15 protein-coding genes are annotated in these 12,873 nt (G+C 71.7%); 7 read left to right on the top strand and 8 right to left on the bottom strand.

What is annotated here, in order from left to right:
* Positions 1–140 precede the first annotated feature (140 nt).
* Entirely contained in the window at positions 141–503 is a 363-nt protein-coding gene (locus tag BR31_RS0101045) for a cupin domain-containing protein (RefSeq protein WP_027499307.1), read from the top strand.
* A gap of 6 nt (positions 504–509) precedes the next feature.
* On the opposite strand, the gene BR31_RS0101040 is transcribed toward BR31_RS0101045, so the two are convergent.
* The gene (locus BR31_RS0101040) at positions 510–1,460 is read right to left on the bottom strand and encodes a tyrosine recombinase XerC (RefSeq protein ID WP_051636853.1); all 951 of its coding nucleotides are present in this window, start codon (positions 1,458–1,460) and stop codon (positions 510–512) included.
* 84 nt (positions 1,461–1,544) lie between these two features.
* On the opposite strand from BR31_RS0101040, the gene BR31_RS27095 reads away from it, so the two are divergent.
* Together BR31_RS27095 and BR31_RS0101030 are read left to right on the top strand one after the other, a co-directional pair.
* Positions 1,545–2,732, top strand: a complete 1,188-nt coding sequence (locus BR31_RS27095; protein ID WP_051636852.1) for a multidrug effflux MFS transporter — start codon at positions 1,545–1,547, stop codon at positions 2,730–2,732.
* A gap of 72 nt (positions 2,733–2,804) precedes the next feature.
* Positions 2,805–3,401, top strand: coding sequence for a hypothetical protein (locus BR31_RS0101030; RefSeq protein ID WP_027499305.1), 597 nt, complete (start codon positions 2,805–2,807; stop codon positions 3,399–3,401).
* On the opposite strand, the gene BR31_RS0101025 is transcribed toward BR31_RS0101030, so the two are convergent.
* On the bottom strand, positions 3,398–4,183 hold the full coding sequence (locus BR31_RS0101025) for a siderophore-interacting protein (protein ID WP_027499304.1): 786 nt from the start codon (positions 4,181–4,183) through the stop codon (positions 3,398–3,400). The genes BR31_RS0101030 and BR31_RS0101025 overlap by 4 nt on opposite strands.
* A 197-nt stretch (positions 4,184–4,380) precedes the next feature.
* Here BR31_RS0101025 and BR31_RS0101020 point away from each other — a divergent pair, with 197 nt between their 5' ends.
* The gene (locus tag BR31_RS0101020; RefSeq protein ID WP_027499303.1) at positions 4,381–5,013 is read left to right on the top strand and encodes a hypothetical protein; all 633 of its coding nucleotides are present in this window, start codon (positions 4,381–4,383) and stop codon (positions 5,011–5,013) included.
* A 7-nt stretch (positions 5,014–5,020) separates the two neighbouring features.
* Here BR31_RS0101020 and BR31_RS0101015 read toward each other — a convergent pair whose 3' ends face one another.
* The 5 genes from BR31_RS0101015 to BR31_RS0100995 all read right to left on the bottom strand — a co-directional run bounded on the left by BR31_RS0101015 (position 5,021) and on the right by BR31_RS0100995 (position 10,470).
* Positions 5,021–6,541: an alpha/beta hydrolase gene (locus BR31_RS0101015; RefSeq protein ID WP_027499302.1), complete on the bottom strand. Its 1,521-nt coding sequence runs from the start codon at positions 6,539–6,541 to the stop codon at positions 5,021–5,023.
* Between the two features lie 85 nt (positions 6,542–6,626).
* A complete protein-coding gene (locus tag BR31_RS0101010; RefSeq protein WP_027499301.1) occupies positions 6,627–7,394 on the bottom strand; it encodes a MerR family transcriptional regulator in 768 nt (255 codons plus the stop codon).
* A gap of 90 nt (positions 7,395–7,484) precedes the next feature.
* A complete protein-coding gene (dprA, locus tag BR31_RS0101005; RefSeq protein ID WP_027499300.1) occupies positions 7,485–8,609 on the bottom strand; it encodes a DNA-processing protein DprA in 1,125 nt (374 codons plus the stop codon).
* Positions 8,606–10,114, bottom strand: coding sequence for a YifB family Mg chelatase-like AAA ATPase (locus tag BR31_RS0101000; protein WP_027499299.1), 1,509 nt, complete (start codon positions 10,112–10,114; stop codon positions 8,606–8,608). Before BR31_RS0101000 ends, dprA begins: the two co-directional genes overlap by 4 nt.
* Positions 10,114–10,470 carry a YraN family protein gene (locus tag BR31_RS0100995; protein ID WP_027499298.1) on the bottom strand — a complete coding sequence of 119 codons (357 nt, stop codon included), beginning with the start codon at positions 10,468–10,470 and terminating at the stop codon, positions 10,114–10,116. Before BR31_RS0100995 ends, BR31_RS0101000 begins: the two co-directional genes overlap by 1 nt.
* A 166-nt stretch (positions 10,471–10,636) precedes the next feature.
* On the opposite strand from BR31_RS0100995, the gene BR31_RS0100990 reads away from it, so the two are divergent.
* Genes BR31_RS0100990 through BR31_RS0100980 form a run of 3 tightly spaced genes read left to right on the top strand, consistent with a single transcriptional unit; the run spans position 10,637 to position 12,523 of the window.
* On the top strand, positions 10,637–11,215 hold the full coding sequence (locus tag BR31_RS0100990; RefSeq protein WP_027499297.1) for a DUF7822 domain-containing protein: 579 nt from the start codon (positions 10,637–10,639) through the stop codon (positions 11,213–11,215).
* A gap of 40 nt (positions 11,216–11,255) precedes the next feature.
* A complete protein-coding gene (locus tag BR31_RS0100985) occupies positions 11,256–12,014 on the top strand; it encodes a DUF2786 domain-containing protein (RefSeq protein WP_027499296.1) in 759 nt (252 codons plus the stop codon).
* Complete coding sequence (locus BR31_RS0100980) at positions 12,011–12,523, top strand: TIGR04338 family metallohydrolase (protein ID WP_037175173.1); 513 nt, start codon at positions 12,011–12,013, stop codon at positions 12,521–12,523. The genes BR31_RS0100985 and BR31_RS0100980 overlap by 4 nt, the downstream gene beginning before the upstream one ends.
* 12 nt (positions 12,524–12,535) lie before the next feature.
* Here BR31_RS0100980 and BR31_RS0100975 read toward each other — a convergent pair whose 3' ends face one another.
* Positions 12,536–12,859, bottom strand: coding sequence for a DUF2469 domain-containing protein (locus tag BR31_RS0100975; RefSeq protein ID WP_027499294.1), 324 nt, complete (start codon positions 12,857–12,859; stop codon positions 12,536–12,538).
* Between the last annotated feature and the right edge of the window lie 14 nt (positions 12,860–12,873).

Below are 12,873 nucleotides of genomic sequence, written 5' to 3'. Positions count from 1 at the left end.
CGGTTCACAATTCCCCCGAATGTGTGGCAGATCCACGGGTGTCACCCGCAGTGGTTCCGGGGCGAGGCTATCAAGTGGAGCCTGGACATCACCCCTGGCAGGGAGAAGCATCGGTGACAGGCAACCACAGGAGGCAGGCCATGTCCGGATTGGTTCGCAAGAGTTTCGATTCCCCCGAGGAGACCCGACCTTTCGAGGACGGCAAGGGCAGGGTCGACGTGGTCGACCTCGGCGCAGGTTCGGTCGGCCGGGGAGTATTCGAACCCGGCTGGAAGTGGTCCGACCACGTCAAGCCGATCGCGAAGACCGACAGCTGCCAGGCGGCCCACACGGGTTACTGCCTCTCGGGACGCATGGTCGTGGTGATGGACGACGGCGAACAGCTGGAGTTCGGTCCCGGCGACGTCATGATCGCCCCGCCAGGGCACGACGCGTGGGTGGTCGGCGACGAGGCCTGTGTCCTGATCGACTGGCAGGGCTTCGCCGACTACGCGAAGCGGTAGCGGCCGTCAGGCCCGTGGGTGCGCCTGGTCGTGCACCGCGCGCAGCCGCGCCACCGACACGTGGGTGTACAGCTGCGTGGTGGCCAGGCTGCTGTGGCCCAGCAGCTCCTGCACCACCCGGAGGTCGGCGCCGCCCTCGAGCAGGTGGGTCGCCGCCGAGTGCCGCAGCCCGTGCGGGCCGAGGCTCGGCGCGCCGGGCACCGCCTCGAGGACCTCGTGCACGACGCTCCTGGCCTGCCGCTGATCGATCCGGCCGCCGCGACGGCCGAGCAGCAGCGCCCGGCCGGAGCGCTCGTTCACCAGCGCAGGGCGCCCCGACGTCAGCCAGGCGTCGACGGCGGCGGCCGCCGGTGCACCGAACGGCACCGAACGCTGCTTGTTGCCCTTGCCCAGCACCCGCAGCACCCGGCGTTCGAGGTCGACGTCGTCGAGGTCGAGGCCGCAGAGCTCCCCGACCCGGATTCCGCTGGCGTACAACAACTCCACGATCAGGCGGTCCCGCACCGCGATCGGTTCGAGCTGCGCCGCACCGGATTCCGCTGCCTGCATGGCCTCGGCCGCCTGGCCCTGGCGCAACACGGCGGGCAGGGTGCGGTGCGCCTTGGGCGCGACGAGGCGGACGCCGGGATCGCGCGGGATCCGGCGGGTGCGGGTCAGCCAGGCGGTGAACGTGCGGGCGGCCGCGGTCCGACGAGCAAGGGTGGTGCGCGCCACCCCCGCCGACGCCTGTGCGGACAGCCAGGACCGCAGCGCCCGCAGGTCGATGTCCTCGAGGTCCGCGTCCGGCGACGCGGCGGCGAGGTGCGCGAGCAGTGACCGGGCGTCGGCCAGGTAGGCACGGACGGTGTGCTCGGACCGGCCCCGCTCGAGCGACAGATACTCGGCGTAGGCGTCGAGGTGCGCCGCCAACCGCGCGGGCACCTCGCCCGGTTCCTGCCGCTTCGCATGCGAACTCATGTTCGCACCGTCTCCCCCCGGGGGGAATAAATCAAGCACCCGCGCCGCTGGGTCACTCATGTGAGCCGAACCATTCCGATCCCGATGCTGTTGACCCTCGCCCTGCTGTCCGCGATCGCACCGCTCGCGACGGACATGTACCTGCCGGGCCTGCCCGCCCTCGGCGAGGACCTCGGCACCTCGGCCTCGACGGTCCAGCTCACCCTGACCACCTTCATGGCGGGCCTCGGCATCGGCCAGCTGATCATCGGCCCGCTCTCCGACGGATGGGGGCGGCGCAGGCTGCTCATCGGCGGCACCATCGTCTGCGCGATCAGCGGCGTGGCCTGCGCGCTCGCGCCATCGGCTGAGGTACTCATCGGCGCCCGACTGCTGCAGGGCCTCAGCGGCGGCGCGGGAATCGTGTTGGCGCGCGCGGTGATCGCCGACCGAGCCAGGGGCGACAACGCAGCAAAGCTCTTCAGCATCATGATGATCATCGGCGGCGTCGCCCCCGTGCTGGCCCCGCTGATGGGCGGCGCGCTGCTCGGACCGATCGGCTGGCGGGGCATCTTCTGGGTGCTCGCCGCCGCCTCCGTGGTGATGCTCGTCGGCGTGCTGACGGTGGTGCCCGAGACGCTGCCCGCCGAGCGCAGGCACGGCGGCGGACTCACTGCCCTCGCGCACAACATGCGGTACGTGACGGGCAACCGTCGCTACGTCGGGTACGCGCTGACCTTCATGTTCGGATTCGGAGCGCTGTTCTCCTACATCTCCGCCTCGCCGTTCGTGGTCCAGGACGTGCTCGGGCTGACCCCCGGCCAGTTCTCGATCGTGTTCGGCGTCAACTCGATCGGCATCGTCGCGGGCAGCATCGTCAACACCAGGCTGATCGGACGATTCCACGCGCGTTCGCTGCTGAGGTTCGGGGTGTCGATGCTGCTCACGGCCGGCACCCTGCTGCTGCTCGAGGTCACCGTGGGCGGCGCCGCGACCCCGGTCGTGCTGCCCCTGCTGTTCCTGGTGACCACCAGCCTCGGGTTCATCATGGGCAACGCCACCGCGCTCGGGCAGTCCGAGGTGACCGCCGCCGCAGGCACCGGCTCGGCTCTGATGGGCGCGGGCCAGTTCGGCCTCGCGGCGCTGATCTCGCCTCTGGTGGGCGGGTCGGCGGTGGGGATGTCGATCGGCATCGTGGTGTGCGCGGTCGTGGCGATGACGGCGCTGCTCACCCTCGGCAGGCCCGCGAAGCCGGCGGCCACCGATGCCGACGTGGTGGCGGCCCGGACCTAGTCCGGCACGCCGATGTGACGCGCCCGGCGTCGACTACACCGTCTGGGACCCGGTGTCCGCGATGATGATCCGGTGAGCAACCGCAAAGAGAGGGGCAGCGGGTTCGCCGCAGTGGTCCTCGCGCTGGCCGTGTTCGGGCTGGCAGCGGGGGTACTCGGCGCGGCGGGGTGGCGCCACGCGACCCCGTACGCCGACTACTCACCCACCGAGCCGAACGGCCGCCTCGGCGTCAGGACGATCTACTACGGGTTCATGTACTTTCCCGGCCCGCCGTGGCTCCCGGCGCTGCTGATCTTCCCGGCCGTCGGCGCGACGATGCTGGCCGTCGTCGGTGCGCTGGTGGGGTTGTCCGGCTGGCGACTGGTCCGACGTGGGGGGGCCGGACGATGGCCGGTCTTCGCCGTCTTCGCGTTCTGCGGCCTGGTCTACGGCGCGATCGTCGCGCTCGTCGGCGGCATCCATCCCCCCAAGCTGGGCGAGCCCTTCTCGCTGGACCGCGCACCGACCGGCGATCCCACCACCGCATCGCTGCCGTGGCACATCGACCTCGGGCCCACCTGGCTCGCCTTCCCCACCATCGGCCTCGCGATGGGGCTGATCATCGCGATGGTGCTCAGCGGCACCGGGATTCGCCTGGTTCGCCGCGGCGCGCCGGTCGCCGTCGGCTAGCGCGAGCGCTCCGGATTCTCGGCGGCCGCGAGCTCCGACTTCCAGGCCCGGAAGCCCTCCTCGGTGCGGCCGCGCCGCCAGTAGCCGGAGATCGACGCCCACTCGGCCGCGACACCGCGCTCCTTGCGGATGTAGGCGCGCAGACCGTGCATGACGGCATGCGCCTCGCCGTGGATGAACACGTGCGGCTGACCGGGCAACCACGGCACGGCCTTGACCGCGTCGATCAGCGGTGCGTTGTCGCCCGCCCGGTCGTCGCCCACCTCGTCGGCGCCGCCGCCGCGGTGCACCCAGGTGACCTCCACCAGCGCGGCCGAGGGCAGAGGCACCTCGTCGTCCGGGCCTGCGACCTCGAGCACCACCCGCGCCACCGCGCCCGCAGGCAGCGCGGCGACCGCCGCCGCGACCGCGGGGATCGCGGATTCGTCGCCCGCGATCAGGTGCCAGTCGGCGTCCGCGCGCGGGGCGTAGGCCCCGCCGGGGCCGTACAGTCGCACGCTCTCCCCGGGCTCGGCAGAGGCGGCCCACGGCGCGGCCACCCCCTCGTCGCCGTGCACGACGAAATCGATGGCGACCTCACGATTCTCGTCATCCACCGAGCTCACCGTGTACGTGCGCAGCACCTGATCGTCGTCCGGCCCGAAGATCAGCTTGACGTAGGCATCGGTGAAGTCGTTGGGGACGAACTCCTCGAAGCCGGGGTCTCCGAGATAGACACGCACGAGGTGCGGGGTCAGCCGCTCGGTGCGCGAGACCGTGAGCGTGGTGATTCGTCTGGCCATTCCGACTCCTCCACTAGTTAGCGTTACCTAACACAGTACGGGTGCATCGGACCGGATGGCGAGATTCCCTATCTCGTTCGGCGTTTGCCTGAGATACTGCTGCCTGGCCGATTCGTCGCGTGCGATCGACCGTCCACGCCGCGGCGAGGTGAACCAGCGCCGCCGCCAACGACTTCCGCGTTCTTTCTCGAGGGGCAATGACACATATCCGCCGCATCCGTTCACTCGCCGCCCTGCTGCCGCTGACCGCCGTCCTACTCGGCGGATGCTCGGCCGCGTCCTCCGAGCCCGCCTCGGCGGACGGCGCGGCATGCGTCGACGCGACGCTCCCCAACGCCACCGCCGAGGAGCTCGTCGACGTGCTGCGGCCGCGGGGCGACGGGACCGCCGACTCCGTCGAGCAGAACCTGGCGGACCAGTTCGCCGCTGCGCGCCCGGCCCAGATCGAGCGGGTCGAGCAGAGCGCGGTCTTCAAGAACGTGCCCGAGGACGGCGACGCGGGATTCGCGGGCGCCGTCTGCGCGGACAGCCGCTGGGACGACATCACCGCGGGCGCGGTCACGCTGAGCCCGCGCGCCGAACGCGCCGCCATCGTCTCCGCGGGCCACGGCTACTGCGATGCGTACGAGCAGATGTTGCCCGCCGCTGTGTCGACCGGATCCTGGAAGGACTGGGCGGGTTTCACGGTGTCGATGGTCGGCGCCCGACAGTCCGCCCTCGACGCCGCGAAGGCAGCGGGTCGCGACTCCACAACCGAGCAGCAAGCGCTGGAGGAGGAGACCCGGGCCTTGGAGGCGGCGCGGCAACACATCTGTCCGCAATTCGGCTGATGCCCGGTTACGACTCGCAGATGAGGTCCTCACTCGGCAACGTGCCGTCCCGGAGGTAGTCGTTCACCGTGTCGCGCGCGCAATCGTTGGGATAGTCCGGGAACACGGCGTGCGTGCGTCCCGGCACGGTGACCAGCCTCGACCCGCGCATGGCCCGGTGCATGCCCAGACCCTCCTCGTAGGTGGTCCTGGTGTCCCCGAGCGACTGCACCTGAAGCGCCGGGGTGTCATTACCGATCTCGACCTGCTCGATCGGCTGCGCGTGCCAGAACGCACACGGCGTGATGGTGTTGTGCACGGATCCGAAAATAGGCTGGTCGGCGCGAGCGCGTTCGATGTTCTGCCAGTACCACTCCGGATCGGACGGCATCCTACGGTCGCCGCAGAGGATCGCCAGCGTGGAAGCGTAATCGGGACCGGTGCCCGACTCCGGGCGGAACATCGCCTGCAGCAGGCCCTCGAGTTTCGGCGTCGGCGTCACCTGCTTGCCTGCCGCGAGCTGACGGAGCTGCACCAGGACCTCAGCGAAGGCGGCATTGTCGGTATCGCTGGTGGCATTGAAGTACAGGACGAACGGCAGCGTGTGGTCGTCGAGGGCGAACTGCCCCACCGTGATCGGGGTGGTCGCCGCGTCAGCGATCAGTTGCTCGATGCCCGCCCGCACCTCGTGAGGGGTGGCGCCGAGCCCGTACTCGTCGTCGCGTTGCGCGGCCCAGCCGGCGAGGTCGTCGATGGCCTTTTCGTTGGCCGGGCCCATGTCCCGGAACATCTCGATGCCGTACTTGGCCGGATCGGCCGCGCTGTCGAGCACCAGGCGGTCGATCCTCTCGGGGAACATCTGGCTGTATGTCGCGCCCAGCACGGTGCCGTAGGACCAGCCAAAGTACGAAGCCTTCTCCTCCCCCAGTGCCGCGCGGATCAAGTCGAGGTCCCTGGCGATGTTGGCGGTGTTGATGTGCGGCAACACTTCCGGGTACTTGTCCCAGCACAGGTCGGCGGCCTGAGAGGCCCGTTGCACATTCTCGTCGAACCCCGACCGATCGATGCCGGTCGCGCGGAACCAGGTCATGTCCGTCAGCCCGCAGTCGAGCGGGGTGCTGGCGCCGAGCCCGCGGGTGTCCATCCCGATGACGTCATAGGCGGCGGACACCTCTGAGGTCATCCCTTCACGCAGGTTCGCGGGCATGCCGAGGCCGCGGCCGCCCGGCCCACCGGGGTTGGTCAGAATGATCCCGCGCCTGCCGTCGGGGTCGGTGGACGCCATCCGGGAGATCGCGAGTTCGATGATCGTGCCCTGCGGATCCCGGTAGTCGAGCGGAACCTCGACGGCCGCGCACTCGCTGCCGGTCGCCGCGAGCTGCTCATCGGCGCACGCCGCCCACGAGACGGGCTGCCGGTAGTAGCGGTCGAGGGCGGCGGCCGACGCGCTCGGGGCCGGGGGCGCCGGATCCGGCTGGGGCTGAGCACATCCGGCGAGGATGGTGCCCACGGCCGCCGCGGCGGCTGTGATGACTGTCGTTTTTCGCATGCGCGTTGTACCTCCTGAATTCGGGCATGGCAGTAGGACCCGCATGTGACGCGGGCCTGGGCGAGTGAATCGGTGGTGTGCGGCGCTAGGCGCCGTCGGCGAGCCGGGCGGCCACCGCCCGGACGAATCGCGCATAGCCGGATGAGGCATTGCCGAAGCGATGCTCATCCATCAGGGCCGACATCCGCTCGTCGTCCCTGATGTACGGGACCTCGCTCGGACGCATCTGGTCGGGCAGCACCTCCGCCATAAAGGCGCAGTAGTCCGTTGCGAGCGTGTCGATCTCGGCGGGGCCGGTGTGGTCGTCGAGCCGGGAGACTCGGCCGATCAGATCGACGCCACGCGCACGGTGGGGTTCCGCAAGCACCCGTCGGTGGATGCCGAGCAGCCGCTCGCTCACGTCAGGGCTCCCGGCCGAGACCGCGAGCACGAGCAGCAGGAACTCCTTCTCCTGCGCGACCCATACCGGCGACACCCCCGCGGCGAGGTACTGCGACATCACCTCCGCGAACTCGTCGGGCAGCTCCGGGTCGAGGCTGCTGCGCAGGTCCGCGATCGTGCGGCGGCGGATCGCGATGAGCCGTGACTGCTCGGCCAGTTCCTCGTCCAGCGTGTCGAGCGCCTGGTGGATGCCGCTCGTCTCGCCCTCGAGCAGATCACCGATCTGGGCGATGGACAGGCCGAGGTCACGAAGCCTGCGGATGCGGCTGAGCCGGACCAGGTCCTGCGCGCCGTAGCTGCGGTACCCGTTCGCCTCCCGCTCGGGCTCCGCAAGCAGACCCCGGGCGTGGTAGTGCCGCACGGTCTTCACCGTGGTGCCCGCTAGCGACGCGAGCTCACCGACCGTGAGCATCACCGATCACCGCACCCTCGGGACCCACTCGGCGTCTCTGTGCTCGTCATGCCGACCATCCTGCAAGCCTGCCCCAGGGTCAGGGTCAAGTCACATCGTCGCTCGCCGGAACCACCCCGTCCCGTCGGACCCGACCAGCCCGGCCAGCTCCAGCACCGGCAACGCACCCCGCACCGACTCGATCGGCACGCCCGAGCTCTCCGAGAGCTCGGGCACGCCGACCGAACCCGACGCGGGCAGCGCCTCGTACACCAGCGCCGCTTTGGCGGAGAGTCCGTCGAGCGGCCGCACCGGCCCGCTGTCGTCGCTGCTCACCCCCACGGGTCCGGCGGCCTCCACGACGTCCGCTGCCCGCGCCGCGAGCAGCGCCTCGCCCTCCCTGATCATTCGGTGGCACCCCACCGAGGAGGCCGAGGTCACCGGGCCAGGCACCGCCAGCACCGGCCGGCCCAGCCGCGTCGCCCACGTGGCGGTGTTGCGCGCCCCGCTGCGGGCACCAGCCTCCACCACCAGCACCGCGTCCGCGAGCGCCGCCACCAGCCGGTTGCGGGCCAGGAAGCGGTGCCGGGCGGGGGTCGTGCCCGGCGCATACTCGCTGACCACCGCGCCCTCCCTGGCGATCTCCCGCAGCAACCGCGCGTGACCGGCCGGATAGGCCCGGTCCACCCCGCACGCCAGCACCGCCACCGTCGCCCCGCCCGCGGCCAGGGCGGCGCGGTGCGCGGCGCCGTCGATGCCGTAGGCACCCCCCGAGACGACGGTCCAGCCCCTGCCCGCGAGGTCGTCGACGAACTGCCCGGTGACGTGCTCCCCGTAGCCGCTGGCGGCCCGGGTGCCGACCACGGCGACCGCCCGCTCGGTCAGCTCGGTCAGCGGCCGCTCCCCCAGCACCCACAGCGCCAACGGCGGCGCCGACTCCCGCTCGCGCCGCGAGTCGAGGCCGTCGAAAGCCAACAGCCGCCACGCCGGCCAGTCCTCGTCGTCGGGCGTGAGCAACCTGCCGCCGAGCCGCCCGATCATGTCGAGGTCGCGGTCGGCGGAGTCGATGTGCCTGCGCGCCTGCGTCCTGGTGCGCAGGGCCTCCGGCAGCGCCGCCCCGCGCACCGCCCGCGCCGCCTCCTCCGGTCCGACCGCCTCGACCAGTTCCACCAGCGGGGCACACGGGCCCGCCGCCACCTGCGACAGATACGCCCAGGCCGCCCGCCGCGCACTCATTCGCCCCGCCGATCCCGGTAGCCCAGCGCGCACCCCACCTGGTCCTCGCCCGGCAACGCCAGGCCGGCGAGGTCCGCGAGCGTCCACGCGACCCTGAGGGCGCGATCGGCGCCGCGGGCGGTGATCTGCCCCTCCCGCAGCGCGCCTTCCAGCGGGCGGATCGCCTGACGCGAGATCCGGAACCGTTGCCGCAGAGCCGGACCCGGCACCTCCGCGTTGGTCCGCCAACCGAACTCACGCCACCGCTCGACCGCCGTCGCCCGGGCCGCCGCCACCCGCGCCCGCACCTCCGCCGTCGACTCGGCCGCCTCCCCGTTCAGCGCGCCGACCGAGAGCGGCTGCATGCTCACCCGCAGGTCCACCCGGTCGAGCAGCGGACCCGACAGCTTCCCCAGGTAGCGCCTGCGCGCGGTCGGTGCGCAGACGCAGTCCTCCGTGCGGGGCGGCGCGCACGGGCACGGATTCGCCGCCAGCACCAGCTGGAACCGTGCCGGATAGCAGGCCACCCCGTCCCGCCGCGCGATCCGGACCTCACCGTCCTCGAGCGGGGTCCGCAGCGCCTCCAGCGCCTTCACTCCCAGCTCGGCGCACTCGTCGAGGAAGAGCACGCCCCGGTGCGCCCGGCTCACCGCGCCGGGCCTGGCCATCCCGGACCCGCCGCCGGCCAGCGCGCTGATCGAACAGGTGTGGTGCGGGGCGACGAACGGCGGTTCGGTGATCAGCGGCCGCTCGCTGGTGAGCAGCCCCGCCACCGAGTGGATCGCGGTCACCTCGAGCGCCTCCTGCTCGCTCAGCGGCGGCAGCACCCCGGGAAGACGTTGCGCCAGCATCGTCTTCCCGACACCGGGCGGACCGGTCAGCATCAGGTGGTGTGCGCCCGCGGCCGCCACCTCGAGCGCCAGGCGCGCGTCCCCCTGGCCCGCCACGTCGCTGAGGTCGGCCGTCGTGCGCTCGGGCACCACCTCGGCCGGGGCCGGGCCGGACAGCATCAGCTCCCCGCGCAGCCACTCGATCACCTCGCGCAGGTTGCGTGCTCCCAGCACCTCGATGCCGTCCACCAGGCCTGCCTCGGCCAGCGCCGGGTACGGCACCACCACGGCGGGCCTGCCCGCGGCCTTGGCCGCCAGCACCGCGGGCAGCACGCCGCGGACCCCGCGCAGCCGCCCGTCCAGCGCGAGCTCGCCCAGCAGCACGGACTTGTCCAGATCCGCGCTCGGCACCCGTCCGTCCGCCACCAGGACCGCGCAGGCCAGGGCGAGGTCGAAGCCGCTGCCGCCCTTCGGCAGGGTCGCGGGCGAGAGCGCAAGGATCACCCGCGAATCCGGCCATCGCTCACCCGAATTGGTGACCGCCGCCCGCACCCGGTCCCGCGATTCCTGCAGCGCGGTGTCGGGCAGCCCGACCAGGTGCACCCCCGGCAGCCCGCGCCCGATGTCCGCCTCGATCTCCACCAACTGCCCCTCGACCCCGCGCACCGCCACCGCGTAGGCCCGTCCGAGCGCCATCAGAACACCGCGCGCAGGTGCTCGAGCACCGGGTCCCGGCCGGACTCGACGACGACGGCGACCACGTCGAATCGCACCTGCCGCCAGCCATGCGGCTGCTCGGCCAGCCACAACCCGGCCAGCCGGCGGATCCGGCCCCGCTTCGCGAACGTCACCGCCTCGGCGGGCGTGCCGTAGCCCCGGCCCGACCGCGTCTTCACCTCGACGAAGACGACCGCCTCCCCGTCCCGGGCGATCAGGTCCAGCTCGCCGTACCGGCAGCGCCAGTTCCGCGCGAGGATCGTCATGCCCGCCCGGGTGAGGTGCCCCGCGGCCATGTCCTCACCCAATGCCCCCAGCTCCAGGTTTCGTGCCATGACCAGACGATGCACCGCGGCCGGGACGCCGCACGCCCGTCGGCGGCCGATCTCGCGGTGCCTGTGGACGGAATCAGGCCTGTGGAGAACGCACAAGACCCGTCCTTGTCACCGGTGCCACCTACACTCTGCCGGTCACCCGATCCCGACCACAGACAGGAATGGCGTGGCCAACCGCACGTACCTCTACACCACTCCCCTTGCCCCACAGTCTGATCCGGCCGCGGACTGCACCCAGCGCCTCGCGGGCATCTCCGAGTGGCCGTACGCGATACCGCTGGTCCCCCGGATCCTCGTGTCCGTCGACCCACGTGCCCGACAGTCGATCATCTGGGACGACACCCCCGACCTGATCGCGGTCACCGCGCGCTGCGGACCCGGCATCGCCCGGCTCGAGAAGTTCCTGAGCCGCATCCACCACCCGGGACTCGGCACGATGGCCGAGGACGCGCTGCGCTTCCTGCGCGCCCACACCGGGCCCGACGACCACTTCGTCCTCGAATGCGGCGAGATCTTCGCGATGGACGACGAGCCGTTCGCCGAGCAGGGCGCGGCGCTGCTGGCCGGGCTGGCGGACATCGACGCCGAGATGGAGGCCGCGCTGGCTCGGCTCACGCCCGCCAAGCCGAACTTCTGGCAGCGGGTGTTCCCGCCGGCGAAGGAGAGCATCGAGGAACCCCTGCACGAGCTCGGACTCGGCCACTGGTCCGACGCGCTGTACTTCGAGCTCGACGTCCCGCGATAGGCGGGGGCGCGCGTCGGTGCCGCGGTCTACGCTCGTCCGGGTGAGTTCCGAGAAGATGCTGGCCCGGATCGGCGGTCTGCTCCGCCAGGCCGAGTCCACCACCAATCCGCACGAGGCCCAGGCCTTCATGGAGGCCGCGCAGCGGCTGGCCACCGCCACCTCGATCGACCTCGCCGTCGCGCGTTCGCACACCTCGCGTCGCGAGCAGCGTGCCACCCCCACCCAGCGGGTCATCTCGATCGGCGAGACCGGCAAGAAGGGCCTGCGCACCTACGTGCACCTGTTCGTCAGCATCGCGGCCGCCAACGACGTGCAGTGCGACGTCGCGCACAACTCGACCCAGGTGTTCGCCTACGGGTTCGGCACCGACATCGACGCCTGCGAGGCGCTGTACTCGAGCCTGCTCGTGCAGATGGTCCGGGCGTCGGACGCGTTCATCAAGTCGGGGGCGCACCGGCCGGTCGCGGGGGTCACCGCCCGGCTGAACTTCCAACTCGCGTTCGCCGCCCGGATCGGCGAGCGGCTGGCCACCGCCAAGAAGGCCGCCGAGGCCGAGGCGGTGCGCGCGGACGACGCCACGGGCGCCGAACTGACCGGCACCGCACTGGTGCTGCGCGACAAGCAGCTCGAGCTGTCGGATTTCTACCGTCAGACGTCGCAGGCACGCGGGACGTGGCGGGGATCCAAGGCCACCGCGGGACACTCGTCGACCGCGCGGCGGGCGGGCGACCGGGCCGGCCGGGCCGCGCGCCTCGGTCACGCCCCTGAGCTCGCGGCCGCGACGAAGCAGCTCGAGTGAGCACCGACCGTGACGGCCAGCGCAGCCGGGTGTACGAGGCCGAGGCCGTGGTGCGCACGGTCTTCGACCGCGCCGACAGGGGTGCGCGGGAGCTGGAGCTGTTCGGCTCCACGATCACGCTGCCGGTCGAGCGGAAGTTCGCCTCGATCGACTCGGTGCAGGACTACGCGGACCGGGTGCTGGCCCTGAACTGGGTGCGCGAGCGCTGGGCGGGCGCGCACGTCCCCGTCGCCGTCCGCGCACGGGCGGGGGCGGCCGCCGCCCACTACGAGCCGGGGGCGGCGACCATCGCGGTGCCGCTGCACACCCGCGGCACCGCCTGGGCGCTGCGCGAGCTGGTGGTCCTGCACGAGCTGGCCCATCACCTCGAGCCGGGCGGGGCGGCGCTCGCCCCGCACGGCCCGGAGTTCGTCGACCGCTACCTCGTCCTGGTCGGCGAGATCATCGGCGGCGAGGCCGCCTTCCTGCTGCGGACCACGATGCTGGAGAACGGCGTCCGGATCGCCTGACCCGGATCCGCCCTACTCCCCGAACGGGCCGTTCTCGGGCAGCCGCAGGTCGGACTTCTCCAGCTCCTCGATGTTGACGTCCTTGAAGGTGATCACCCGGACGTGCTTGACGAACCGCGCGGGGCGGTACATGTCCCACACCCAGGCGTCGGCCATCCGCACCTCGAAGTAGATCTCCCCGTCCGCGTTGTGCGGGACCAACTCGACGGAGTTCGCCAGGTAGAACCGGCGTTCGGTCTCCACTACGTAGGCGAACTGGCCGACGATGTCCTTGTACTCACGGTAGAGCGAGAGCTCCATCTCCGTTTCGTACTTCTCGAGATCTTCGGCACTCATCTGTTTCGCCGTCC

It is taken from the genome of Rhodococcus sp. UNC363MFTsu5.1 (genome assembly GCF_000686785.1).
Taxonomy (GTDB): Bacteria; Actinomycetota; Actinomycetes; order Mycobacteriales; family Mycobacteriaceae; genus Rhodococcus_G; species Rhodococcus_G maanshanensis.
Note: the sequence above shows the minus strand (reverse complement) of the source record. Positions and strands in the feature narration are given on the sequence as shown.

What these genes read in the sequence shown, in the direction of transcription:
- BR31_RS0101045 (WP_027499307.1), top strand. Translation starts at nt 141, where the DNA reads ATGTCCGGATTGGTTCGCAAGAGTTTCGATTCCCCCGAGGAGACCCGA.
- BR31_RS0101040 (WP_051636853.1), bottom strand. Translation starts at nt 1,460, where the DNA reads ATGAGTTCGCATGCGAAGCGGCAGGAACCGGGCGAGGTGCCCGCGCGG.
- BR31_RS27095 (WP_051636852.1), top strand. Translation starts at nt 1,545, where the DNA reads ATGCTGTTGACCCTCGCCCTGCTGTCCGCGATCGCACCGCTCGCGACG.
- BR31_RS0101025 (WP_027499304.1), bottom strand. Translation starts at nt 4,183, where the DNA reads ATGGCCAGACGAATCACCACGCTCACGGTCTCGCGCACCGAGCGGCTG.
- BR31_RS0101020 (WP_027499303.1), top strand. Translation starts at nt 4,381, where the DNA reads ATGACACATATCCGCCGCATCCGTTCACTCGCCGCCCTGCTGCCGCTG.
- BR31_RS0101015 (WP_027499302.1), bottom strand. Translation starts at nt 6,541, where the DNA reads ATGCGAAAAACGACAGTCATCACAGCCGCCGCGGCGGCCGTGGGCACC.
- BR31_RS0101010 (WP_027499301.1), bottom strand. Translation starts at nt 7,394, where the DNA reads ATGCTCACGGTCGGTGAGCTCGCGTCGCTAGCGGGCACCACGGTGAAG.
- dprA (WP_027499300.1), bottom strand. Translation starts at nt 8,609, where the DNA reads ATGAGTGCGCGGCGGGCGGCCTGGGCGTATCTGTCGCAGGTGGCGGCG.
- BR31_RS0101000 (WP_027499299.1), bottom strand. Translation starts at nt 10,114, where the DNA reads ATGGCGCTCGGACGGGCCTACGCGGTGGCGGTGCGCGGGGTCGAGGGG.
- BR31_RS0100995 (WP_027499298.1), bottom strand. Translation starts at nt 10,470, where the DNA reads ATGGCACGAAACCTGGAGCTGGGGGCATTGGGTGAGGACATGGCCGCG.
- BR31_RS0100975 (WP_027499294.1), bottom strand. Translation starts at nt 12,859, where the DNA reads ATGAGTGCCGAAGATCTCGAGAAGTACGAAACGGAGATGGAGCTCTCG.